Raw genomic sequence first — 25,776 nt, forward strand, 5'->3', positions numbered from 1 at the left:
CCTTATACAAACCAGTTTTTAGAGTAGTCATTATCAATCCTTATAAATAGTCTTGTCGTTGATGGAATAATCTGTAGCAGTCTCGTATCTTTATAAACTTCTATACGTACTTCAAAATATTTTTTGTTGCAGCTGTTTTTGTCTATCTCAATCTCTGCAATAGAAACTGTTGCCCTTCTTTTTATAGCTACTTCATCCTCATCAAAAAAGATGCGAAAATCTAAACTCTTTATATCTTTGGCATCTATTCTAAAAAAGAGAGATTTCTCATTTTCACCCCAAAAGAGCTTCTGAACCGTAAAGCTACTTTGCATAGTCGAAGAGACCCTCTCATCTAGATATCCACTTCCAAGCCATTCAAAAAATGATGTAACTTTGCCATCAATAATTGGATAGATATATCCTTTTGGTTCATTGAGGAAAGCTTGTATCGTATGTGATCCTACGATAGGTATCGTAATATCAGTTGGAGGTACGATACCAAGATGCTTGTAGATAGCTATGAGATGATTTCTATATATTGCATCAAACTCTAGTGCGAACTCTGTATAGTGGCCATATCCATACCACCAAAACCAGTCAGAAGCTTCTGCAAGCAAAAAGTGCTGCTGGATAAATGGATCTTGCGAGTGATGGAGAGTGTCTCTTTTTGTTTGAAAAAGAAGCTCCCAAGCTCTGTTTTTCTCTTCATCTCCGATCCAAGTATCAAAATTGCCATAGATCCATGAGCCAGGTGAGAGTCTATCGAGCGTTTTAGATGTTAAGGAGGTAGCTTCATCGAAAGTGATTGTGCTTTTGTTCTCAAGCATTTCATAAAAGGCATTGAGAAACTCCCAGCCGTTTTTGGGATAGTGTTCCCAGGCATTTTCCCCATCTAAAATAACAAAGATTGTTCCTTTTTCAGGTAGCCTTTGTGCAAAATCTTTGACTGCCCCTTGGGCTGGGAAGTTTTTGTAAACAAATCCTATGAGATCGCTGAGTTCATGGTCACGAAAGAAAATTTTGATTCCATTAAAAGAGTAGGGGGAGTATTTGTCACTGCCGCCGCTTTTTTGCAAAATCATTTCATCGGTTGCTATCCACTCAATCCCTTCTTGTTTATAGAGTGCTACGCTTTTTTCATCTACTGCACCTTCAGCCGGCCAAAAACCTCGAGGCTCTTTACCAAAAATATCTTTATAGATCTCTTTTGCTTTTTGGATATGAAGGAGGGCATCCTCTTTTAGGCTTAGTGGCTTTTGTGGCAGTGTAATAGATGGATTTGCCTCTTTTGCTACATTGATATCAAGAAGCAGTGGTAAGATTGGATGGGAGTAGGGGGTAGTTGCAACAGAGATTTTTCCTGCATCTTGCAACGATTTATAAAGAGGCAGTATAGAAGGTAAAAAAGCAAAGAGAGTCTGCAAGAGACGTTCTTTTTCAATTTGTGTAAATGAATCTTTTTGTAGAAGTGACTGGATAAAAGGATCACTGTTTCTTAAATAGTTGCCACACCAGCTTAAAAGAAAAAAGACCTCTAGATCATTGAGCTCTTCGTTATTCAGCCTCTTTTTTTCAAATAATGAAAAGAAGCGATTATGTAAACCGTAAGCCATCGTTTTTGGATGGAGTGTGTAGCACAATTTTTGGATAGCTTCTCTCTCCTCTTGACTCACTTGCTCTGTTTTTTTGCGGAGAAGTTGTAGCATTCTATCGCAGCTAGGCCCTCTGTTTATGTACTCTTGTAATTGCTCAATGAGAATTGGAGTGAGATTAAAACTTACCTTCACATTATATTGTGAAGCAATATATGGCATATCGTAGTAATCTTTTATTGCATGCAAAAAGACCCAAGGGAGAATAAATTCTCCTTTTTCGTTCCTATAATCTGGTTGGTGCATATGCCATAGAAGTGCTATATTCACTCGTTCAACCACTCTTGTATGAGATTTGCATAACTGTCATGCAGTTTTTTACCTTGCTCTTCGTTGTTTGCTTGAATGAAGAGATTGAGATCTTCAGTGTATTGATCAGGAATCATCAAAATCCAGTCTGTATCGTTCTCCCAAATTTTAACCCCATCAAGCGTTGAATGGGGTTTGTCGTGTGCATATTCAATAAACTTTCTCATCATTTTGCCCTTTTTATGTTGAGGGCAAGGGATTTTACACCGTTTATAGAAAAAGTGTTTGACCTCTTTTTCTATTTGTGAGAGTAAAATGTTATGACGGCTAAGAAGTTCCATGATTTTAAGGGTTGCATAGATTCCATCTCTATGGTATGCAAACTCTGTAAAAGCAAAGTTTCCATCTACAGTGGCTATCAAGTCATACTGCTTAAAATCTTCTCGTTTGAAATTGAGATATTTTCCTCTATCAATTTCTAGATGTTTAAAATCACTGTCCATCATATCTGGCGCCCATGATGGTAAGAATACTCTATATTTCTTTCCATTTGTTGCTGCATCGATATCCATGAGTCTCAGAACTGCTATGAGTGCATCAACTCGGTCTAAAATCTCTCCATCATCACTAATAAGTGTCAATCTTTGCCCATGAGGATAGATGAGCACACCTAGTTGAAATTCAAGAGCAGTTACTATCTTGGCAACTTCATGTTGCGACTCTTTTATGTAATGAGTAATATTTTCTAGCTTTAATCTATCATAATAGGCGTTGAGTAAAATATTTTCAATTTGCAGCTCTGAAAGAATTCGAGGAAATATCTCCTTTGTAATACCGTACATGAGATCTATTACTACTTGAAAATTACTGCCTCGAATTATTTTGTGATCGATAAGCTCTTTGATCTTTTCCAAATAGTTTGCACATGCATTTTTGTGCAAAGATGCTTCATCATTGAGGCTTCCCATCTCTTTATAATCAACTTTGCGAAAATCTTGCTTGAAGTAGTTTTTCTCAACTTTTTTGGCTGTTTCGGTATTGAGTCTATGCCCTTCGCTGGTATACAGAAGTATCTCTACACTTGTAGGATCTTGAATACTCTTGCGAAAATATGCACCAGCATTAATATTATCATTTTTTTGTATGTAGTGTCTAAGAACTGAAGCTGGAATTACTTGCAGATCTTCAATGTTTACACCTGTTGCAAGAACACCTCCATCAAAGGAGCGCTTTAGCATTCTTGAAGAGTCTTCAAAATCTCGACCTATAGCAATTGTGCTTCCTTCTGGCAGCAAAGATGCAAATGCCTCAGCAATTCTGCACGACATCTCACAATCGATCTCAATATTTGCTTTACCTCGAATAACACCTTCTTGGAAAATAGCGTTTTTATACTTCGTACCCCAGACAACATTGTTCGTAACGATGGCTGCCGGCTCAATCTCTTTATTTGGCCACACAGTCACATCTTGATCAAAGGTAACAAACTTGCCAACATGGCACCCTTCAGCAAGAATTACGCCTGCTTTTGCCGTAACCATATCTTCAATGATGTTATCGTTACAAATGACTGCATTATCAAAGACGCACTTTTTTCCTATAGTAATGTCGTGCCAAAGGATGGAGTTTCTGAGTTTACACTCTTCACCAATTGTGACATTATCTCCAATTGTTACATTGTGGAGTCTACTGTTTTTGCCAATTTTTACATTATTACCTATGACAACGGTATCGATGATCTCAACGCTTTTATCAATTTCACTGTTGCCTTGAAGATAGAGAGTTCCTTCGGGATACTCAATTACTTTACCTGGAATATCAAAATGCACTTTTTCTAAAAAGAGATCTCGATGTACTTCTCTGTAGCTTTCTGGATTGCCAACATCTCTCCAATATCCATGAGCAGTATAGCCTAAAAGGTCAATTCCTTCTTGCATGAGAAGTGGAAAGAGATCTTTTGCAAAGTCAAAAGGCTCCCCTTTTGGGATATATTTTAAAATCTCAGGCTCAATAACATAAATTCCCGTATTTATCGTATCGCTAAAGACCTCTCCCCAGCTTGGTTTTTCCAAAAACTTCTCAATTTTCCCCTCTTCATTGACGATGACCACCCCAAATTGTAAGGGATTATCGACTGAAGTTAATGTAATAGTGAGCTTTGATTCTCTTTTCTCATGGTAGTGCAAGATCTTTTGAAAATCAAAATCGGTAACCAAATCACCACTTACTATCATAAATGTGGTATCAAGATACTCTCTGGCCATTCCTACTGCACCTGCAGTTCCATAGTCAGCATCTGGCAGAACATAGTGGATTTTGACACCCCAATCACTTCCATCTTTGAAGTGGTTTTTTATAATTTCTGGTTTGTAATAGAGGAGTATTACAACCTCATCGATTCCAACTTTTACAAGTTGTTTGAGGACATTTTCCATCATAGGAACATTGACTACTGGGAGCATCGGTTTTGGGATAGAGTGGGTGAGTGGCTGGATTCTTGTGCCAAATCCTCCAGCCATTATGACCGCTTTGACCTTTTTCATGGCTCAACCTTCAAAACTGAATTTAAACTTCCATAAGGAGATGGTGTTGTAGGAAGAGTCTCATCGGCGAGCCACCGACCATCAACTTCATATCCGAATTCATAGGTCCCGGGTTTAAGGCGTTTTGTCTTTGTAAACACTCCATCTTTTCGCATCATAGGCTCAGCTTTCCAATCGTTCCAACTCCCTTTGATTTTAACTTCATTAGCCTCTGTTTGTAAAATAAAAGTGATGCTTTTTGGATGTATTTTGATCATTGCAGCTCCTTAGTAGGTATACATTTTCTTATAATACTCATCTGCCATTCTAGTACTATCGAATTTGTGTAAAATGTCTCTCATGCCGTTTTGGGCAATTTCTATCCACTTTTTTTGATTGTTATAATACATTGGTAAAATAGTAGATTCGAGTTTATCCATCAAGGTTTCGTAGTCTTGGCTATCTATCTGCTCTATTGGTAGATTTGGTTCTGCATGAGGAATGACAAAAGCGTTTTGTCCATCTTGTGCAAATTCTGCAATCCATCCATCATCGATAGAGAAATTGATGCTTGCATTGACTCCGGCACTCATACCACTTGTGCCACTTGCCTCTCTTCCCCATCTTGGAGTGTTGAGCCAGAGATCACTTCCTTGTTTTAAAAGTTTGGAGAGTCGTAGTTCATAGCCTATGAGAACAGCTACATTTTTAAACTCTTTGCTTAAAAGTACAAGTTCATTGAAAGCTTCAATAGCATTGGTATCGAATGGATAAGGTTTGCCTGCCCATATAATCTGAATAGGGTACTCACTATTTTGTACAAGCTTTCGAAATCGTTCAATATCGTGAACAAGTAATTTTGGACGTTTGTACTCAGCAAATCGCCTAGCCCATACAAGTGTACAAACATCTGGATCAAAGAGTTTACCTGTTTGGTCTGCTACCTCTTCAAAGAGTTTATGCTTGAGATGTTTTTTACGTCCTATGAGCTGATACTCTTCGTGCTCTTGCATCCAGCTAAGCAGTTGCTTGTCTGCCCAGTAGTTCATATCTTGCGCATTAGTGATACTAATAATCTCGCTTTTTCCTTCAACATGGGACCACATCTGATTGGAGACTTTTTCATGAATTTTAGACACAGCATTAGATCGTTTGGAGAGTTTCAAAGCTCCTACAGTTAAAGAGAAGTTTGTATCATACATAGCAAGGAGATTTTGTACTTCTGTAGCACTCATGCCGTCAAAAAATCCCATTTTTGCTAGTAAATCAATATTGTGCTCCTCATTTCCTGCCATCTCTGGAGTATGAGTGGTAAAAACTAGACGTTTTTTAACTTCATCGATACTCTTATATCTTTGGTAAAGAGCAAAGGCTAAAGGCAGTGAGTGTCCTTCATTCATATGATATATATCAATATTACATCCCAGTTTTTCTAAAACTTTTAATCCACCAATCCCCAATACAATCTCTTGAGCAATTCTTGTCTCTTCATTGATATCATAGAGCTTGTGGGATATTGTTTGACTCAAATAATCATTTTCAAAAATATCGGTAGTAAGCAGTATGACTGGAGCTGTTCCAAAGACATCTCCTGGTAGCAGATAGGCTTTGACCTTCACAGGTTTGCCATTAATCATGACATCAACAACAATGTTTGTCTCTTGCAAAAAGTAGTAAAACTTTCTTCTAAATTCAACCTTTAAAGTATTATCTTCATATCTACTTTGATCATAATACCCATAGCTCCAAAGCATCCCAATACCAACAATATTTTGGCGAAGTTCTGCGGCACTTCGCATGTGTGAACCTGCCAAAAAACCAAGCCCCCCGCTATATGTTTTGAATGCTTGATCAATAGCAAACTCCATAGAAAAATAAGCAACACTTGTTTTATATTGTGGATCGATTTGATAGTGATGAAGTCTCATTTTTGCATAAACCTTGTTTTTAAGATCTGTTTGCCAAGTTCAACTCCTGGTTGATTGTATGTATTGATCCCAAACATCGCACCAACCAAGGAGGTCAAAAGCTCATAATAAGCCATAAGTTCTCCAATACTATCTTCATTGATAAAAGGAAGCACTATTTTATCGGTAGGGACTCCTTGTCCCTTGACACTTTCCATCGTCGCTTTGCACTCTTCATTGAGTAAGCGATTAAATAGAGCACCATTAACAAAATCTGTTTTTGCAAGGTGTGGTAGTGATATATCGGGGATAGCAATCTCCTCTTCGAAATTTTCAATGCAGATAAATGTAAGGGTTTTATCTTTTGGACCTTCCATCACAAGTTGCAAAAAGGAGTGTTGATCAACTGAACCAATATGTGCAATGGGAGTAGTGCCCACAGGGTTGCCTGCTGGATCTTTTTTACCAAGAGACTCACCCCAAAGCTGTACATACCATTTATTAAAGTTTTCCAACTCATCGGCATAGGAAAAGAGTACATTCATACTGTATTGCTGCCAGTTTTTGTAGATAAAAGCAGCTTTTTGCAATATATGCTCTTCGTGAAGCATGAAGAAGCGCTCAAACATCCCTTTTGCACCTTCCAAAAAGCCTAGAGTATCATATCCAGCAATGCTCAAAGGGACGATGCCAACAGCACTCATAACAGAAAAACGCCCACCTACATTTTTAGGAATAGCAAAACTCTCAATTCCATACTCCTGGGCAAAAAGATGCAGAGGTGAGTCTATATCGGTAATTACCATTAGCTGCTCATTATCTTTAGCAAGATCGATTTTGTAGTGAGCAAGAGCCGTTTTAAAGATGGAGATAGTCTCAATGGTTGTACCTGATTTTGATACGATGATAAAGAGAGTATTTTCTTTTGGAATCTGCTCAAATTGATGGCGAATTGCTACTGGATCTGGATTTTCTAAAAAATAGATTGGCCTATGAACTTTTTTGTATCGCAAAAAATGATCGACTGCCTTAGTTCCCAAAGAGGAGCCCCCTATACCAATGACTACTATTCTGTCAAATTTTTGATCAAGCTCTCGTTTTTTGATCTCTTCTACAATGAGCCCAGACTCTTCAGGGAGGTTGTAATAACCTGTAACTCCTTGCTCTTTTTCATGCACTAATGCACCAAATGCGTTTGCCATGAGGTTTTTAATATCACTATCAACTTCGAGTGGATAGTCGAGATGGTAACTATTCATATCAATTTCCTTACTATATTTTGTGCTTCTTCTTGGAGGAGTTTGAGATGTTTGGGAGAGAGAAAACTCTCTGCATAGATTTTATAGATATCTTCTGTTCCAGATGGCCGTAGGGCAATCCATCCATTTTCTGTAACGATTTTTATGCCACCAACACTCATGCCATTAATTTGGGTAAAAATATCTTTAATACTCTCTCCCGCCAAGACTTTAAGACCAAGCTTTTGAGGATCAATCGATTTTATCTTTGATCGGGTCTCTTCATTTGCTGGAATATCTATTCTTTCATAGTAACTTTTGCCAAACTTTACTTCAAGATCTTGATAGAGGAGGGCTGGGTCTTTGCTTTTTGCTTTGATTTCTGCTGCCAAAAGCGCCATGATAATACCATCTTTATCAGTTGTCCAGACACTCCCATCTCTTCGTAAAAAACTTGCTCCTGCGCTCTCTTCTCCAGCAAATCCAAGCCATCCTTCATACAGTCCCTTGGCGAACCATTTAAATCCAACAGGCGTCTCATACACTTCTACTCCCAATGATTTTGCTACACGATCAATCATGGAGCTTGAGACAAATGTTTTTCCAACTTTGAGATCTTTTGGCCAGTTGCGGTGTGTAAAAAGATACCATATAGCAACGCTTAAAAAGTGGTTTGGATTCATTAAGCCCCCAATTGGTGTAACGATTCCATGCCTATCACCGTCCGTGTCATTTGCAAAGGCTACATCATACCTATCTTTTATCTCTAATAAAGAGGCCATAGCATAAGGGCTTGAACAGTCCATGCGTATCTTGCCATCATGATCAAGACTCATAAAAGAGAAGCGATAATCTACGTAATTGTGACGAAGATCCATATCGAGATTATAGTATTCTTTAATTTTTTCATATACTTGCATTGTCGATCCGCCCAGTGCATCGGCACAGAGCTTAAGTCCACTTTTTTGGATCGCTTCCATATCGACTATCTCACCCAAAGACTCTACATAAGGAGTAATGAAGTCCTCTTTTTTAATATGCTCCTTTTCCAAAGCCTCTTCATAATCGATTGCATTGAAAGAGCCATTTTGCAAGATCGCATTTGCATCTTTTTCTATGACAGCCGTTATATCTGTATCTGCTGGCCCCCCGTTTGGAGGATTATATTTGTATCCTCCATCTTCTGGTGGATTGTGTGAAGGAGTCAAGACAATTCCATCACATTTTTTACCTTTCTTGTTCTTCTCTAATATTGTAAAAGAGACTAATGGAGTAGGGGTGAACTTGTCTGTATGGATCACTTCTATGCCATTTGCAGCAAATACACGCAAAGCACTCATTTGCGCAGGAGTTGAGAGGGCATGGGTGTCGATTCCGATGATGATCTCTTGCGTACCGCTTCTTTTTTTGTAGTTGCAGATTGCTTGAGAAATAGCTAAAATATGAGACTCATTGAAACTCCTTCTGCGAGCGCTCCCTCTGTGACCACTTGTACCAAATTTTACTGGGACAAGATCTTTTTTGATATAAAAATATTCGCTCACCAGTTTTGCCGTATCTATCAAAATATCTTTTGGGGCTTTTTTTCCAGGGATTAATCTTTTCATCCTTTGGCTATCCTCTCATAAAATTTGTTTTTGTACTCTTTCATCATACGCCTGGCACTAAAATGGGGAGCTACGCTTTTGATAGCCTCTTTCATCATTTTCGTCCATCCTTTTGGGATTCCTTTTTCATTTTGATCATAATAGAGAGGTACTATCTCATTTTCTAGTAAATCATATAGCTCGTTAGCATCTTTTGCATCATCACTTGGATCTGTTCCAAACGCCCAGCCATTCTTGCCGTTGTACCCTTCTGGCCACCAACCATCAAGGGTAGAGCAGTGCAATACGCCATTTATAGAAGCTTTCATACCACTTGTACCACATGCTTCAAGAGGAAGTTTGGGATTATTTAGCCATATATCACACCCTTTGACCATATATTTTGCAAGCTCTTCACCATAATCTTCCACAAAGGCAATCCTTCCTTGAAATTTCGGATCTTTTGCTACATTAAAAATCTTCTGAATAATCTGCTTTCCTGGGATATCTGCTGGATGCGCTTTGCCTGCAAAAATAATTTGAACAGGGCGAGAAGAGTTATTGACGATTTGCTCTAATTTATGAAGATCATATAAAATAAGATCAGGCCGTTTATACTCTGTCATTCTTCTTGCAAAACCGATAGTAAGTACTTCAGGATCGAGTAAAATACCTTCAGCTAAAAGCACCATAGGATCAATAGTGCCTCCAGCCCATTTTTTGCGGCATTTTTCTTTAATGAAATTGAGCATATCATATTTGTTTTGCATATGCATCTGCCATATAAATAGTTCATCAATATCACCTACCTTAAACCATATATCAGGATCATCTTGAAATTCACACCATTCACTCCCAAGCGTTCTATCAAGTTCTTTTTCTAAATCTCCATCAAGCCATGTACTCAGATGCACTCCATTAGTAATTGCTTCGATTTTAGAATTTTCTGCTTCTAAAATCTTTTGCCAAATTTGTGATGCAACCTTTTGATGTTTTTTACTTACTCCGTTTTTATATTCACAAAGTTTGAGTGCCAGTACTGTCATATTAAATCCATTTGCAGGATTGGCTGGATCTATGCCAAAAGAGAGCAAATCATGCAGATCAATACCAAGTTTTTGTGCAAAAGCCAAAAAGTAGCTTCCTACCATATCGAATTGATATACGTCAGTAGCAGCCATCAATGGAGTATGTGTTGTAAATATGGAAGTTTGTTTTACTTTTTGCACAGATTCTTGAAAATTGAGATTCTGGTTTTCCATAAAAAAACGCAGTCTCTCAAAGAGGGCAAATGCTGGATGTCCTTCATTGAGATGCAAAATAGAAAAATCAATCCCAAGATTTTCCAGTACTGCATGACCTCCAACACCTAAAACAATCTGCTGTCGGAGTCTTTGATGCATATCGGAAGTGTAGAGGCGATAACTAATCATACGATCCCATGGATCATTTTGCTCAATATCGGTATCTAATAGATACAAACTTATTCTTCCAACATTTACTTTCCAAACTGCTATATAAACTGCAGGTGTGATGTGAGGAACTTGGATGATGAGCTGGTTGCCATCTTTATCTATAACCTTTTCTATTGGTGCTATCTCTTTTTCTATTGTTTCATTCTCTCCCTTTTGCCAACCATCGCTTCCAATAACTTGATGCACATATCCCCCTGGATACATAAAGCCAATGCCTACCATTGGAAGATTCATATCACTTGCTTCTTTTAAAATATCACCAGCTAAAAAGCCAAGACCCCCAGAGTAGATGGGAAGTGAGCGATGGAGCCCATACTCAGCACAAAAGTAGGCAATAGTCTCTCCTATTGGAGGAGCGGAGATTTGCATATATTGTTTGAAAAGAGCATACACATAGTGATACTCTTTTAAAAAATCTTCATTTTTCAAAAGTCTTTCATAATCTTTTTGCGTAAGCTGGCGAAGAAGTTTAATGGGATTATGAACAGTCTCTTTCCATAAATAGGGATCAATTGTACGAAAAAGATGTCTTGCTCTAGCATTCCAACTCCACCAAAGATTGAGAGCAATTTCTTGAAGGCCTGCAAGCTCATCTGGAAGATAAGGAATTTGAATAGAGAGAGATGGATCGTTCATTACTCCAGCCTTATACTCGTCATTAAACAAATTATACTCTCTCAAGATTACATTTTGATTAAAAGCTCCTCTCATAGGGTAGTGTAAGATAGAAATCGTTATAATTAAAATAAAAAAGGCGTATGCATGCGAGCATTACTCAGTGTTAGTGATAAAACGGGGATTGTTGATTTTGCAAAAGGATTGATTGATCTTGGGTTTGAGATCGTCAGTACAGGAGGTACTTGGAGAGTTTTAAAAGATGCAGGACTTGAAGTAACAGAAATCAGTGAAATTACAAATTTCCCAGAGTGTTTTGAAGGAAGGGTAAAAACTCTCAATCCTTATGTGCATGGAGGAATACTTTATAGAAGAAATAAACCTGACCATGTAGAGGAAGCAAAGAAACTGGGCATTGAGCCAATAGATCTTGTATGTGTTAATCTCTATCCATTCAAAGAGACAATAGAGCGCACAGATAATTTTGAAGAGATTATCGAAAATATCGATATTGGCGGACCAACGATGGTAAGGAGTGCAGCCAAAAATTTTGAGAGTGTGATTATCGTAACGGATCCTAACGATTATGACAAAGTTTTGATGGCTTTAAAAGAGAATAAAAATACACTTGAATTTCGAAGAGAGCTCATGATAAAAGCGTATGAACATACGGCTCAGTACGACGCGACTATCGCAAACTATATGAATGAGCGATTTAACGAAGGATTTGGTAACAAACAGTTTATTGTTGGCAAAAAAGTATTTAATACGCGCTATGGAGAGAACCCGCATCAAAAGGGAGCTCTGTACGAGTTTGAAGATTTTTACAATGAGCTTAATATTTTAAAAGGTGAGCCAAGCTTCAATAACCTCACAGACATCAATGCAGCAACCAAGATTGCAGTAAGCCTTGGAAAGGGAAGCGTCGTTATCGTCAAACATGGCAATCCTTGTGGAGCCGCTCTCAAAGAAGATCTCATTACTTCATGGCAAAAAGCGCTTGCGGCAGACCCAGTGAGCGCATTTGGCGGGGTAGTAGCAGTCAATGGTGTGGTGACAAAAGAACTTGCTGAAGAGATCAATAAAATTTTCGTAGAAGTATTGATTGCTGGAAAGATAACCCAAGAGGCGCAAGAAGTATTTGCAAACAAAAAACGCATCAAGCTCTTTGATCTTGGACAGGCTGAACTTGAGATCAGCGGTGATATGTATGATTTTAAACATATTGAAGGCGGTTTTGTCTATCAAACAGCCGACTTTGTCAAGGACGAAGAGGTGTTGGAAGCAAAGCAGGTCAGTATTGTAGGGGTAGAAGATAAAAAAGATCTTTTGATGGCATACAAAATTGCTGCTCTTACCAAATCAAACTGCGTAGCATACGTTAAAGATGGAGCGCTTGTGGCAATCGGTATGGGAATGACGAGTAGAGTGGATGCGGCAAAATGCGCACTCAAAAAAGCTGAGGAGCTTGGCATCGATGTAAAAGGCGCAGCAATGGCAAGCGAAGCTTTTTTTCCATTTAGAGACAGCGTGGATGAGGCGGCCAAAGCCGGAATCAAAGCGATTGTAGAGCCTGGTGGAAGCATCAGGGATGATGAGGTGATAGAAGCTGCCAACGAGCATGGCATTGCCCTTTACTTTACTGGTGTAAGGCACTTTTTACACTAATGACTTACATAGGCACTGCTGGATGGAGCATACCAAAGGTGTATGCTCATCTCTTTCCAAGTGAGGGAACACATCTAGAGCGTTATGCAAAAAAATTTACTATTACAGAGATAAACCGGACTTTTTATAGACTCCCTCGTGCTTCCACTTTGCAAAAATGGAGTGAGCAAACACCTCCTAGTTTCAAATTTAGCGCTAAGCTCAATAGAAGTTTTACACATTTTCATAAACTCCAATCTACCCAAGGGCTTGAAGAACATATTGAAACATTGAAAAATTTGGGATCAAAATTTTTTGCACTCTTAGTACAACTGCCTCCATCTTTGGAGTTTAATGAGAATGTTGCAAAGAGTTTTTTTGAAAAGTTACGAGAAATATTTAGTGGATATATTGCATTAGAGGCAAGGCATGAGAGTTGGAAAAAGAGTGATAAACTTTTAAAAGAATTACAAATTGCAAGGGTTGCATCTGATCCTCCAAAATTTGTGTTCGATAGTGAACCGGGTGGATATGAAGAGTTCGCATATTTTCGATTGCATGGATCTCCAAAGATCTACTATAGTGAATATACAAAAGGGTTTTTACAAAATTTAGCAGATAGAGTAAAGGCATTGAGAGCAACAGATAAAGTAGTTATTTTTGATAATACCGCAAGCGGCGCAGCAATCAAAAATGCTTTAGAATTGAAAAAATTATTAGATCTTAAATAAAAATTTTGGCGGATATGATTTATATCCGCCATATAAGTATCTTGATTTTATAAACTCAATCTTCTTCTTATGTAAAACAAAGATGAGCTTGCTGTAAAAATAATAAACAAGATTAGACCATATACATTCATAGCTGGTACAGAAACAGAAGCAACTAAACTTTTAAACTCATCTGCTCCTATATCAACAATTCCATCTATAATTCTTGGATCACCTTCAAAATCTGTTGGAGGAAGCGCAGGAGCATTGTTATTTCCTTTATTTATACATGGAGAATTTGGTTGTAAATGAAAATCTCCATTTGCAGGATCTACAAATTTTGGATCTTCGTCTATATTTCCTGTACCTGTATAGCCTCCCTCGATATCGGAATAGGTGACTGTTATAGTTGAATGATAATTATAAATCTGATCATTACTGTTCGCCCATATAATAGTGTTTGTAATGGTAGAATGTGAACTACTAGTATTATATATTCCACCACCACTATGAGTAGCGGTATTATTGTATATGTTGCAGTTAGTTATAGTAGGTGATGAAAGAGTATTTTTGATTCCACCACCATCTTCAGCTATATTGTTAAATATGTTGGAATTTATTATTTTTGGAGCGGAATTCCCATTTCCAATCCCACCTCCATCTAAAACAGCGGTATTACTATGTATATTACAGTTTATAATGCTTGTATGAGTACTCTCATTACGTATTCCTCCACCTCTGTGAGCTGTGTTGTTATATATATTGCAGTTTCTTATTAAAGGAGGATTAGGTATGGAGTTATTATATATCCCACCTCCATTTTCCTGAGTGTGTCCCTTCGTTATATTAAATCCATCCAACGTTGCACCAGCAGTTATATAGAAACATCTCACACTGTTATTTCCATCAACTATTGTTTTGTTAGCCTGCCAGTCTCTTTGATTTCTTTGGCTTTCTGTACCATTAAAACCTCCATAAATACCAACAGCCTTATTGACATTGATTTGGCTTGATAGAGTATATGTTCCTTTCGCCACCCATATCTCATCTCCATCTGATGCAGAATCTATCGCTTTTTGGATAGTGGCAAATGCATCAGTCCATGAAGTTCCACCGTTTGTATCACTTCCATCTGTTTTTACATACCATGTAGCAGCCATAGCTGAAGATGTAAAAATAAAGAAAATTGCAAAAACTAACAATCTTGCTGTTTTCATAACAGTCTCCCTTGAAAATTTTAAATTAATACATTGTATAATAAAAAATTTATAATAAACTTAATTAATCTTCTTTTTTTAGATTGATAAATTGGTCATTGAGTTTTATTATATAATTTACATTATAATTTACATATTATATTTGATAGTACTGCATGTGGAGTAGCAATTAAAATGCATTATAATTACAAGAGTTGATTCATGAAGCTTAATAAGATTGAAAAATTAAAACTTTCACTCAAGCCAGCAAAGTTTTATCAAAAAATAGAGAAGCTAGATCCAACAAATCTCACTGAAGCAGATAGATTTTATTTAAAAAATTTTGGGATCTACAATACTAAATTGCGTCCAGATAAATTTATGCTGCGCCTACGTATACCAGGAGGGCGTATTACAAAAGCGCAACTGGATGCAATATTTGAGAGTGCAAAAGAGTTTAAACCAAAAATTTTACTTACTGCGCGCTCCCAAATAGAGCTCCATGATTTAGATTTTTTTCAGCTCCTCGCAATCCATAAAGAGTTAGAAAAAAGAGGTGTAACCTCTTTTCAAACGCTCACTGATAATTTTCGCAATATCATCACACATCCTCTTGATGGAGTAGGGGAGGATAGTATCATTGAAGTCTATCCACTTATTCTAAAGATGCAAGATCTTTTTTTGAAGAAAGAGGAATTTATAGGTATGATTCCAAGAAAATTCAATACAGCAATAAGTGGAAATCTTTCCTCTCCTCAACCATTTTTTGGAAATGATTGCTATTTTGCATTAGCATTAAAAGATGGTGTGTATGGATTCAACCTTTATTTAGGAGGAAAAAACAGTGAATTAGCACAAGATGCAGACATTTTCGTACCTCCCCATGAGGTAGCGGATATTTTTGGTGCAATAATACAAGCATTTAAAAAGTATGGTTTACGAAGCTCGCGTACCAAAACGAGGTTGTATCATCTCTTACAAGAAATAGGTATAGAAGGTTTCAAGAGTAAGATGGAAGAGTTCTATAAAAATAATTTTCTTACAAGAGGCAAGGCTTTAGTAAGAAAATATAAGAATACTGAAGATTTCTTTCAACTTAAAGATAATACGTTTGCCTTTCGATGGAAAACAAAATTTGGTGAAATCTCTTGGGAAGAGTTTGAAAAAGTATTAACATTAGCACAAAAGTATGAAGTAAGAATAGGCATAGATCAAAATGTCTATTTCTTACATCTACTACAAAAAGAGAGACTCCTTTCTCATCGCTCACAAAATAGTACAGTTTTGGTTTGTGCTGGGGAGCGCTATTGCATCTACTCGCTTTTTGATACAAAGAGTAAAGCTGCTGATTTACCGTTAGATCTTTTAGAAAAATACAATATTAGAGTAGGGTATAGTGGATGCTTAAAGGGGTGTGGAAGACATATTTTGGCTGATATTGGACTTGTGGGCATACGCACAAACCTTTTTGGGGAGATTGAAAGAGGTGTAAGACTCTATCTAGGTGGAGAATATACTACAGGAAAAAAGGCTGCAAGATTGATATTTTGGGCTGTTCCACTGCGCAATCTTGGAATTATGTTGAGAATAATAATAGAAGATTTTTTGCAAAGTGGATATGATGATTTTGAGCAGTTTTCCAAAGAGAGACTTAATAAATTTAGTGAAGCTGCGATAGCTTACTACTATCTCCAAAAATTCTTACATAAAGATGTTACGTTGTGTGAATTTAATAACTATGAGACTATTAAACTATTAGAGCAAGAAGCTTTCAAGCTTCCGTAATATGCTCCTCTTTTTTTAAATTTATGTATTGATCATTGAGTTTTTGGATGAAGTGTTTTGAAGCATTAATAAGAGAAGAGAGCTTTTCTTCAATCTTTTTTCTATTGAGAAAGCTACCTGCAAGTAAATAGGGTTTTACCCAACGTGTATGTTTTATAAAAGCCTTTTTTATTGTACTATTTTCTATTTTCTTACTCATATAAGAAGATATTACAGATTTTAATTTAAAATGTGCTGTAAGAAATATAAGAAAGAATAGGAAAATAAAAAGGTAATTGCTGTAAGAAAAATCGATTATGTTTGCAAGATAATAAGAAATTCCGCCAACTATTACTATAAGAACTATATCAATAACAAGCATTGTAATTTTAAAAGTCGAGAGTTTTTCTTTTAAAGGTTCAATCTGCTCAATGATCTCTTTTGCTCGTGTTTCAATATTTTTTGCTATCCGATAAGCCCTATCGATAATAACTTTTTCCATTTTTTCAGTTATTGCGCTGAGATCTTCATCCTTTTTCTTTTTAAGCCGTTGGGCAAGTTCTGGATCCTCTATATGTGCTAATGACTCATTGTAGATTGCATAAAACTTTCCGCTTACAATTCCTTTTTGACTCAGTGCTCTTTGCCAAGCACCTATAATCTCTTCAAGATTATCCTCTTTTGCACAGGTATCAATCTGATTGAGTATATAGAGAACTTTATCTGCATCAGTATGGGTAATAGCTGTTTGTACAAGATGATTGAGAGTGTCACGCATAGCACCAGGTTCTGGATGACGAGCATCAAAAAAGATAAGCACTAAATCGGAGAGATCTATTATATGACTTGTAATACGAAGGATTGCATCTCTTTGCACATCTGCATCAAATCCAGGAGAATCTATGAGGATTTTTCCTTTGATTTTGTCACTCTTTACAGCTTTAAGTTGGAGGTAGCGATTAATATTTTTATCATTTGGATCAAGCTTTTCTATCTGCGTCGAGATATTATAAAAAGGAAAACGGGGATCTGCATCTAGGGCTACTCCAGGAAGAGTCGTGATCTCCTCGTTTTTAGAATAGCAAATAACAGTAAATTTATCATCTACTGCTTGATTTCCGGTATTTTGCACCTTTTTCCCAAGATATTCATTAATAAAACTTGACTTTCCTGCACTAAATGTACCAAGTATTGCAATCAGAGGCCACCAAGATATTGATGCAGTATATGTTTCATTTTTATCTAAAAAGCCAATACTCCTCGCAATAGTATCAAGATCTCTATATCTATCAATGACCTCAACAAGAAGAGGATTTTCCTCAGCTAAATGCTCTTTGAGTTTTATATAGCGCTCTTTTGGAGTCATTTACTTCCTTTTTTGTTTTAAAGTATAGCAAAACGATAAATCCGATGCAATTTAGTAATTTAATGAAGAAAACTTGATACAATATGACTAAATATGATAAAATCTTCAAAAAAATTTTGAGGAGGTGTATATGGCAAAACACCATTTTGAAGCAGAAGTAAGTAAACTTTTACATATTGTTATTCACTCACTCTATACTAATAAAGAGATATTTTTGCGAGAACTCATCTCAAACGCTTCTGATGCAATCGATAAACTGCATCTATTGAGTCTAACTGAAGAGAAATATAAAGAGTTTGTTGCTGAGCCAAAAATTACAATCACTTTAGATGAGATTGAAAAGAGACTTATTGTGAGTGACAATGGTATAGGAATGGATGATGTAGATTTGATTGAAAACCTCGGTACAATTGCAAAGAGTGGGACAAAGAAATTTTTGGAAGAGTTAGAAGAGAATAAGCAGAAAGAAAATCTTATCGGCCAATTTGGAGTAGGGTTCTACAGTGCTTTTATGGTTGCAAAGAGAGTAGAGGTAGTATCAAGAAAAGCAGGGGATGAGAAGGCCTGGATATGGGTGAGTGAGGCAAGTGGTGAGTTTGAAGTTGATGAAGCAAAGCGAGAAACTCACGGAACCGATGTAATCCTTTATCTACGCGAAGATGCTAAAGAGTTTTTGGATGAGTGGCGTATTAAAGAGATAGTCAAAAAATATAGCGATCATATCCCATATAAAATCTATCTCAAAAAAGGTGACAAAGAGGAGCAGATTAATAGTGCAAAAGCTCTTTGGAAACTTAATAAGAGCGAAATAAAAGAAGAGGAGTATAAAGAGTTTTATAAAACTTTATCCCACGATATGCAAGATCCACTCTTTTGGATACATACAAAAGCTGAAGGAACATTGGAATATACTACACTCTTTTATATTCCAAGTGTAAGACCATTTGATCTTTTTAGAGCTGATTATGAGCCTGGAGTAAAACTCTATGTCAAAAATGTTTTCATTATGCAAGATAGAGACCTTCTTCCAGCATATCTTCGTTTTGTAAGAGGGATTATTGATGCTGAAGATTTACCATTAAACATATCAAGAGAGACTTTACAGTACAATGCTGTTTTGAGTAAAATCAAAAAAGCTTCTATCAGAAAAATTCTTACTGAACTCAAAAAACTCAAAGAGAATGACAAAGAGAAATATATCAAGTTTTGGGATCTTTTTGGAAAAGTGATAAAAGAGGGGATTTTGAGTGATTTTGACAATAGAGAACTCATCAAAGAACTCATCCTCTTTAAAACAAGTAAGAGTAATTCTTATATAGATTTTGCAACCTATGTAAAAAATATGAAAGAGCATCAAAAATCAATCTACTATTTAATTGGGAGTGAGCAAAAAGATTCTCCACTCCTTGATAGATTCAAAAAAGAGGATTTTGAAGTAATATTTTTCAGTGATGATATAGATTCTCTTATAGTACCTGCACTAGAGAGTTATAAAGAAAAAAGACTCAAATCTATTGCGAGTACAGAAGCAGATGAGGATTTTGAAGAGGTATCTTTGGATGAAGCGAAATATAGTGATTTGTTAAGAGCATTGAAAGAGGGTCTTAAAGAAAAAGTAAAAGATGTAAAACTCTCAGCAAGATTAACTGAATATCCTGTATGTCTTGTGTATGATAAAAACGATCCAGAGTATCAAACTGCAATGCTCTTGCAGCAAATGGGTGAGTATGCAGTGAAACCGCAGCCGATTTTAGAGATAAATCCTCATCATGAAATATTTACAAAGCTTCTTTTGAAAAATGATATGAAGAGTGTGGAAAATATAGCACTGCTACTCTATAACGAAGCAAGAATATTAGAGGGTATGGAAGTAGATGATCCTGCAAATACCGCAAAAGCTCTCAATACACTTATCTCACAATCCCTTTAAGGCCTCTCGCCTTTCTTTCTTATAAGATTTACTTGCTACTTCTTATGTTATAATGAAGAAAAAAAGAGGTTTGCAATATGGAATCTTATGGAGATCGTATAAAAAAGATACGGCAGGAATTAGGACTATCACAAAGTGAACTAGCACAAAAGCTTGGTATTCATAAACAGATGGTAAGTGATGTTGAAAGAGGCAAACAAAAAAGTTTCAATCCGCAAATAGAAAAAAAACTCATATCCCTTTTTTCACTCAATCCCCATTGGCTTTTAGAGGGGAGGGGAGAGATGTTTATGAAAGATGTTTCCTCTTCCGAAAATGGGAGTACGCAAGATACCTATGAAACATTGAGTGATGAAGAGAGAGTTTTACTGCGATACTTTCGCGAGAGTCCAGCACACGAGAGACTACAAATCCTTGCATGTATCATGCAATGTCTCGCACAACATAAAAAAAGTTAGCAAACTTTACTTTAAAGATATTACTAAATTTGATTGATTTAGACTAAAATTTTATGTTATAATCACAATAAAAAAATTATGAGGAGGATACCATTGAGTAAAAGTTTATATGAGACATTGGGTGTCTCTCCAAATGCCTCTGCAGATGAAATAAAAAAAGCTTATCGAAAATTAGCACGAAAATATCACCCAGATATCTGTAAAGAAGCAGAGTGTGAAGAGAAATTTAAAGAGATTAATGCTGCTTATGAAATTTTGAGCGATCCTGAAAAACGTAAGCAGTATGATCAGTATGGTGATGCAATGTTCGGTGGTCAAAACTTCCACGATTTTGCGCAGCAGAATTTTCAAGGGGGAGTAGATCTCGATGAGATTTTGCGATCTATTTTTGGAGGAGGTGGATTTGGCGGATTCTCCTCTGGAGGCTTTGGAAGATCTAGTGGTTTTGGTGGTTTTGAAGAGTTTGTACATCCTGACCTTGATATTCATGCAAAAATCACTATCCCTTTTCGAACGGCAATTTTGGGGGGAACGCACTCAATAAGCATAAATGGCGAGACCTTTGATGTGAGAATTCCTCCGGGCGTGAAAAATGGGGATACATTGCGCATTCGTGGAAAAGGTAAAAGTTACAACGGTAAAAGAGGCGATCTTTTACTCAAAGTAGAAGTTGCAAAAGATCCTGAGTATGAGCGCATAGGCAACGATCTCTACAAGCGTATAGATATTCCTCTTAAAACTGCTATGTTTGGAGGGAAAGTAAAAGTTGATACACTTGAAAAAGAGATTACCCTTAAAGTTCCAAAGAACACTAAATGTGGCCAAAAATTTCGTGTAAAAGGCCTTGGAGCAATGGATAGGAAGACAAAAACAAAAGGAGATCTCTATTTAGAAGCCAATATTGTATTACCAAAAGTAGAAGAGCTCGATCCTGAGCTTGCAAAAATGATGGAGGAGAAACTTCCAGGAGGTGAAAATGCATCCGTATGATGAACCGGTTTATCTTATAAGTGTTGTGGCCAAAGTACTCAATATTCATCCACAAACCCTCAGGCAGTATGAAAGAGAAGGGCTGATATCCCCATCAAGAACTGAGGGTAAAACAAGACTCTATTCACAAAAAGATATCGATAGAATCAAAACAATCTTACGCCTTACAAGAGAGCTTGGGGTTAATTTAGCTGGAGTGGATATTATTTTGCGTCTTAAAGAGCAGATGCAAGAGATGGAAAAAGAGATAGAGTATCTGCGAAGTGAGCTGCAAAAATATGAAGAGGGCATGGCAGTTCCCAAAAATAGGGCAGTAGTAAAGAAAAATTATAATACAGAAATAATTATTTTTGAGGAGAAAGAGTAAGATTTACTCTTTGAGCCTTTCAATATCTGCCCCAAGCCTGCTGAGCTTAGATTCTAATTTTTCGTATCCGCGATCAAGATGGTAGATACGGTGGATATTGCTCGTACCTTGTGCTGCAAGAGCCGCTAAAACAAGGGCACTACTTGCTCGCAGATCTGTTGCCATAACATCAGCCCCATAAAGCTCCGTAGGGCCTATAACGGTAGCAATGTTGCCTTTGAGTTGGATATTTGCTCCAAAGCGTCTTAGCTCACTTACATGCATGAAGCGATTTTCAAAAAGACGCTCTTCAATGATAGATGTGCCTTGCGCTAAAAGAGCAAGAGCCATAAACTGCGCTTGCATATCGGTTGGAAAGCCAGGATATTCACTTGTAACAATTTCAATTGGATTGACTTTGGAGGCTGGAAGAATTGTCATATTTGTATCTTGAATCTCTATTCCAAAGCCCATCTGTTGGAGTTTGATTGTAATGCTTTCAAGATGCTCGGGTAAAACGTTGTGGAGTGTAATAGGAGAGTTTGTAATCGCACCAGCACATAGATATGTTCCAGCTTCTATGCGATCAGGGATCACATGAATTGCATCTATTTCAAGCAGTTCACCATCAGTTCCAGTAATCTGCAGCTCATCACTTCCTATACCTTCAATCTCTACACCACTTTTTTGTAAAACTTCACATAGTTGTACTACCTCTGGCTCTTTTGCTGCATTGATAATTGTAGTTTTTCCTTTTGCTAAGGCAGCTGCCATAAGGATATTTTCTGTACCAGTGACGGTGATCTTATCAAATACTATATGAGTACCTTTTAGTCCTTTTGGAGCTAGAGCGTGAACATATCCACCTTTAATTGAAATTGAAGCTCCCATTTGCTCAAGAGCCTTGAGGTGAAGATCGATAGGTCTTTGACCTATAGCGCATCCTCCAGGCAAACTTACTTCACAATGGCCAAAACGAGCAAGTAGAGGTCCCAATACGAGAATAGAAGCACGCATAGTGCGTACAATATCGTAAGTGGCTGTAGTGGAGTTAATGGATGTAGTATCAATGAGTGCACTGTTGGTATTGTAGATATACTTGGCTCCAAGATTATCTAAGAGTTTAAGGAGTGTACGAATATCACGTACATCTGGAAGATTATCTATTTTGACGCTTTTTTTTGCTAAGATTGTAGCTGCTATAAGAGGTAGCGCGGCATTTTTTGCTCCAGAAATTGCTACACTTCCTTGTAATTTTTTACCACCTTTAACCCTTAAATAATCCATAGAGCCCCTTTTTTAAAGGAAATTATACTACAATACTGCTTGATATTATTTAATATTATGGAGAGAGGATGGAAAGTATCAAAAGAGTAGAGGAGCTTTTGAGCTCTTTAAAGACGACAAATAGTATAAGAATAAAAAACAAAAAGAGAGTATGTGAGCTTTTTGAAGAGTTGGGACTTAACGAAAAGGTAGTGGATTGTGATGAACTTTTCAGTTTTGTTGCAATAAATCTTATGGGAATTTCTTTACAAAGAGAGACCCTTGGAGAGGTTCAGCCGAAGCGTTATGCACAGATCATTGGAATTAAAAAGAGCGATAAAGGAACAAGAAATATAAATCTTCGCTATTTTGGTAGAGCGGAATTTATTGAAGAGATACTCAAAGATAAAATAGTTGAGTTTGTGCTTCGTTGGAGATTGGAAAAGAGTTTTAGGAGTGTAGACCACTATAAAGATCTTTTAGGAGTAAAATTTGAAAAGTAAATGGGATGCACGATATAAAAACGCAACTACAATGCCACAGATAAATGATTTTCTTAAAAGATTTCTCCATAAAGCTAAAAAAGGGGTAGCACTTGATATAGCTGCTGGAATGGGGCAGAATGCTCTGTTTTTAGCTGAGCATGGTTTTGAGGTGGATGCAGTTGATATTTCTGCAGTTGGATTACAAAATATACAAGGCATAGAGAATATCCACTGCTATGTAACTGATATACAAAAGTTTGCATTTCCAAAAAATCATTACACTGTCATTTTAAATCTCAATTTTTTAGACCGCAGTATCTTTCAAGATGTAATTATCTCATTGCAAGAGGGTGGTCTGCTCTTTTTTCAAAGTTTTACACAAAAGTCACATATGAATCTTCTCTTTTGTGTGGAGAAAAATGAGCTTTTGCAACAATTTAGTGATTTAGAGGTTTTGTATTATGAACTTTTTGATGATGAAAAAAGAGTTTTTATGTTGGCTCGAAAGAGTTGATACATACCCCTTCCCAGAAAAAATCTACATGTTTTTCAAATATTGTTGATAGGTGTGTAGTAGATCTGTTTTCCATTTTAAATAGAAGTATTTGGATGCGAAAATAGAAGAGGGGAGCAAAAAACTCTTGGGCAGTGAGCATAGGATCTCCACTTCTGATAAGCCCTTTTTGCATCATGAGAAAAAAAGCTTCTGCAAGATTTTTTATATTTTTATCAAAAAAGTGTTCCAAAAACATCTTACGTACTTCGCTATTTTCCATAAGTTCCCAAAGTACAATGCGAAATAGTTTTTCATGTTTTGGATCAAAGCTAATGAGCTTGATAGTAGCAACATATTCATATAGATAGCGTTTACCTCTATGTGCATGCTCTTGAGGAGGTTTTTTGAGAAAAAAATTGTCAAAATCTGTTACAAAAAGTTTTTGCATTATCGCAAAAAATATCTCCTCTTTGTTTTTATAGTGATTATAGATGGCACTCTCTCTCAAACCAACCTTTTTTGCTATCTTTCTCATGGAGGCTTTTTGATATCCCATTTGTGCAATAAGCTCTAAGGCGGCATCAAGTATTTTTTCTTTTGTGGACCCCTTTTTAATTGCCTCTATTTGCGCATCCATGGCCTTCCTTTAAATAAATGAACACTTGTTAATAGCTATATGAACAACTGTTAATGAATATATTAACGATTGTTAATTCATATATTAACATAAGTTCACTTAATGAGAAAATAGAGAATAGTTGTTATATAATAATAATAGGAACAGAAATAAAAGTTTGAAAATTATAGTTTTCAATACAAATATTGTAGAGAGGAATCTTCATGAAATATGCTCTCGATTTTAAAGATGATTTTGCCCAAACTCTTCGTTTTTGGATTGAGAGATATATACGATTTAAGCTTACTTCTTTGTCCAATAGACAAGTAAAAGATCAAGAAAAACTCTCTCAAGTTATACGTGCACTTACACTTGGTACAAAAGATATGGATGAACTTACAAAACTTGCTAAAACTGCAAGAAACGCTGGACTTATTGGAGTTAATACCTATTTTAAGCCATTAGAAAAGCTCTATTACTATCTCAATAATCTTGGTTTAGCTTCTATGAAAGAGATTGATGAAGAAATGATAATAGACTTTTTGACCTCTACTACTGGAGGTTTAAGCGATGCTACAAAGAAAAACTACCGTATCGCGATGATTAATTTTTTTGCTTATATTGATAAGAACAATGAAGATAGTCATATCTATGCTATTGAATTAAAAAACTGGGGAGGACTAAGAGGCAAAGCTGGGCAAAAGCTTCCAGTATATATGACTGAAGAAGAGATTGCACGATTTCTCCATGCATTGCAAACCTACCCTTTTAGAAGTGATGTAGCTGCGAGAAACCGCCTGGTAATAAAAATTATACTTTATACTGGAATTCGTGTTAGTGAAGCTATCAATTTAAAGGTAAAAGATATTATTCCACAAGATAATGTATTTATGCTCAAAATAGTAGGCAAAGGGAATAAAATAAGAGTTGTTATGATAAAATCGGATAAAATTAAAAACGATCTTGATGAGTGGATGCAAAAGAGAAGATGTGAAGATGGGTTATTATTGTGTAATAGTAGAGGAAAACCACTTACACAGGCATATATAAGCAGAATTGTAGAGCAGATACTTTTAAGTTGTGGTATCAAAAAAGAGAAAAATGGTGCGCATATGTTGCGTCACACTTTTGCTACCCTACTCTATAATAAAAGCAAAGATCTGGTTCTTGTGCAAGAGAGTTTGGGGCATGCAAGCCTTGATACCTCTCGTATATATACCCATTTTGATAAAGAGAGGCTCTATAAAGCTGCAAGCATACTAGATGATATTGAATAATAT

At 36.6% G+C, this 25,776-nt stretch carries 21 protein-coding genes; 10 read left to right on the forward strand and 11 right to left on the reverse strand.

What is annotated here, in order from left to right; translation table 11 throughout:
* Positions 1 to 2: 2 nt before the first annotated feature.
* The 7 genes from NITER_RS03280 to glgP (NITER_RS03310) are packed head-to-tail and all read right to left on the reverse strand — an operon-like array spanning position 3 to position 11,247.
* Positions 3 to 1,904 (reverse strand): glycoside hydrolase family 57 protein, encoded by a 1,902-nt coding sequence (locus tag NITER_RS03280; protein ID WP_084275892.1) that lies wholly within the window; start codon positions 1,902 to 1,904, stop codon positions 3 to 5.
* Complete coding sequence (locus NITER_RS03285; RefSeq protein WP_084275891.1) at positions 1,901 to 4,426, reverse strand: sugar phosphate nucleotidyltransferase; 2,526 nt, start codon at positions 4,424 to 4,426, stop codon at positions 1,901 to 1,903. Before NITER_RS03285 ends, NITER_RS03280 begins: the two co-directional genes overlap by 4 nt.
* Entirely contained in the window at positions 4,423 to 4,683 is a 261-nt protein-coding gene (locus NITER_RS03290) for a glycogen-binding domain-containing protein (RefSeq protein ID WP_084275890.1), read from the reverse strand. Before NITER_RS03290 ends, NITER_RS03285 begins: the two co-directional genes overlap by 4 nt.
* 9 nt (positions 4,684 to 4,692) lie before the next feature.
* Positions 4,693 to 6,333, reverse strand: a complete 1,641-nt coding sequence (glgP, locus tag NITER_RS03295; RefSeq protein ID WP_084275889.1) for an alpha-glucan family phosphorylase — start codon at positions 6,331 to 6,333, stop codon at positions 4,693 to 4,695.
* Positions 6,330 to 7,571 carry a glucose-6-phosphate isomerase gene (locus tag NITER_RS03300; RefSeq protein ID WP_084275888.1) on the reverse strand — a complete coding sequence of 414 codons (1,242 nt, stop codon included), beginning with the start codon at positions 7,569 to 7,571 and terminating at the stop codon, positions 6,330 to 6,332. Before NITER_RS03300 ends, glgP (NITER_RS03295) begins: the two co-directional genes overlap by 4 nt.
* Entirely contained in the window at positions 7,568 to 9,157 is a 1,590-nt protein-coding gene (locus NITER_RS03305; RefSeq protein ID WP_084275887.1) for a phosphoglucomutase, read from the reverse strand. Before NITER_RS03305 ends, NITER_RS03300 begins: the two co-directional genes overlap by 4 nt.
* Complete coding sequence (gene glgP / locus NITER_RS03310) at positions 9,154 to 11,247, reverse strand: alpha-glucan family phosphorylase (RefSeq protein WP_084275886.1); 2,094 nt, start codon at positions 11,245 to 11,247, stop codon at positions 9,154 to 9,156. Before glgP (NITER_RS03310) ends, NITER_RS03305 begins: the two co-directional genes overlap by 4 nt.
* A gap of 126 nt (positions 11,248 to 11,373) precedes the next feature.
* On the opposite strand from glgP (NITER_RS03310), the gene purH reads away from it, so the two are divergent.
* Positions 11,374 to 12,894 (forward strand): bifunctional phosphoribosylaminoimidazolecarboxamide formyltransferase/IMP cyclohydrolase, encoded by a 1,521-nt coding sequence (gene purH, locus NITER_RS03315; protein WP_084275885.1) that lies wholly within the window; start codon positions 11,374 to 11,376, stop codon positions 12,892 to 12,894.
* Positions 12,894 to 13,604 (forward strand): DUF72 domain-containing protein, encoded by a 711-nt coding sequence (locus NITER_RS03320; RefSeq protein WP_084275884.1) that lies wholly within the window; start codon positions 12,894 to 12,896, stop codon positions 13,602 to 13,604. Before purH ends, NITER_RS03320 begins: the two co-directional genes overlap by 1 nt.
* Before the next feature lie 47 nt (positions 13,605 to 13,651).
* Here the strand turns inward: NITER_RS03320 and NITER_RS03325 are convergent, their stop codons facing one another.
* Positions 13,652 to 14,800 (reverse strand): choice-of-anchor Q domain-containing protein, encoded by a 1,149-nt coding sequence (locus NITER_RS03325; protein WP_084275883.1) that lies wholly within the window; start codon positions 14,798 to 14,800, stop codon positions 13,652 to 13,654.
* A 201-nt stretch (positions 14,801 to 15,001) separates the two neighbouring features.
* Here NITER_RS03325 and NITER_RS03330 point away from each other — a divergent pair, with 201 nt between their 5' ends.
* Positions 15,002 to 16,564 (forward strand): hypothetical protein, encoded by a 1,563-nt coding sequence (locus NITER_RS03330; RefSeq protein ID WP_084275882.1) that lies wholly within the window; start codon positions 15,002 to 15,004, stop codon positions 16,562 to 16,564.
* On the opposite strand, the gene NITER_RS03335 is transcribed toward NITER_RS03330, so the two are convergent.
* Complete coding sequence (locus NITER_RS03335) at positions 16,551 to 17,909, reverse strand: dynamin family protein (RefSeq protein WP_084275881.1); 1,359 nt, start codon at positions 17,907 to 17,909, stop codon at positions 16,551 to 16,553. The genes NITER_RS03330 and NITER_RS03335 overlap by 14 nt on opposite strands.
* Positions 17,910 to 18,039: 130 nt before the next feature.
* On the opposite strand from NITER_RS03335, the gene htpG reads away from it, so the two are divergent.
* From htpG to NITER_RS03355, 4 genes are all read left to right on the forward strand, one after another.
* The gene (htpG, locus tag NITER_RS03340) at positions 18,040 to 19,839 is read left to right on the forward strand and encodes a molecular chaperone HtpG (RefSeq protein WP_084275880.1); all 1,800 of its coding nucleotides are present in this window, start codon (positions 18,040 to 18,042) and stop codon (positions 19,837 to 19,839) included.
* 77 nt (positions 19,840 to 19,916) lie between these two features.
* Complete coding sequence (locus tag NITER_RS03345) at positions 19,917 to 20,297, forward strand: helix-turn-helix domain-containing protein (RefSeq protein WP_084275879.1); 381 nt, start codon at positions 19,917 to 19,919, stop codon at positions 20,295 to 20,297.
* A gap of 93 nt (positions 20,298 to 20,390) precedes the next feature.
* Complete coding sequence (locus NITER_RS03350; protein ID WP_084275878.1) at positions 20,391 to 21,287, forward strand: DnaJ C-terminal domain-containing protein; 897 nt, start codon at positions 20,391 to 20,393, stop codon at positions 21,285 to 21,287.
* Complete coding sequence (locus tag NITER_RS03355; protein ID WP_084275877.1) at positions 21,274 to 21,654, forward strand: heat shock protein transcriptional repressor HspR; 381 nt, start codon at positions 21,274 to 21,276, stop codon at positions 21,652 to 21,654. The genes NITER_RS03350 and NITER_RS03355 overlap by 14 nt, the downstream gene beginning before the upstream one ends.
* A 3-nt stretch (positions 21,655 to 21,657) precedes the next feature.
* On the opposite strand, the gene murA is transcribed toward NITER_RS03355, so the two are convergent.
* Positions 21,658 to 22,920, reverse strand: coding sequence for a UDP-N-acetylglucosamine 1-carboxyvinyltransferase (gene murA / locus NITER_RS03360; protein ID WP_084275876.1), 1,263 nt, complete (start codon positions 22,918 to 22,920; stop codon positions 21,658 to 21,660).
* A gap of 68 nt (positions 22,921 to 22,988) precedes the next feature.
* Here murA and NITER_RS03365 point away from each other — a divergent pair, with 68 nt between their 5' ends.
* On the forward strand, positions 22,989 to 23,402 hold the full coding sequence (locus NITER_RS03365) for a hypothetical protein (RefSeq protein WP_084275875.1): 414 nt from the start codon (positions 22,989 to 22,991) through the stop codon (positions 23,400 to 23,402).
* Positions 23,392 to 23,898: a class I SAM-dependent methyltransferase gene (locus tag NITER_RS03370; protein WP_084275874.1), complete on the forward strand. Its 507-nt coding sequence runs from the start codon at positions 23,392 to 23,394 to the stop codon at positions 23,896 to 23,898. Before NITER_RS03365 ends, NITER_RS03370 begins: the two co-directional genes overlap by 11 nt.
* Here the strand turns inward: NITER_RS03370 and NITER_RS03375 are convergent.
* The gene (locus NITER_RS03375) at positions 23,876 to 24,517 is read right to left on the reverse strand and encodes a TetR/AcrR family transcriptional regulator (protein ID WP_084275873.1); all 642 of its coding nucleotides are present in this window, start codon (positions 24,515 to 24,517) and stop codon (positions 23,876 to 23,878) included. The genes NITER_RS03370 and NITER_RS03375 overlap by 23 nt on opposite strands.
* Before the next feature lie 203 nt (positions 24,518 to 24,720).
* On the opposite strand from NITER_RS03375, the gene NITER_RS03380 reads away from it, so the two are divergent.
* On the forward strand, positions 24,721 to 25,773 hold the full coding sequence (locus NITER_RS03380) for a tyrosine-type recombinase/integrase (protein WP_084275872.1): 1,053 nt from the start codon (positions 24,721 to 24,723) through the stop codon (positions 25,771 to 25,773).
* Positions 25,774 to 25,776: the final 3 nt, after the last annotated feature.

The organism is Nitratiruptor tergarcus DSM 16512, from assembly GCF_027946175.1.
In the GTDB taxonomy this organism is placed as follows: Bacteria; Campylobacterota; Campylobacteria; order Campylobacterales; family Nitratiruptoraceae; genus Nitratiruptor; species Nitratiruptor tergarcus.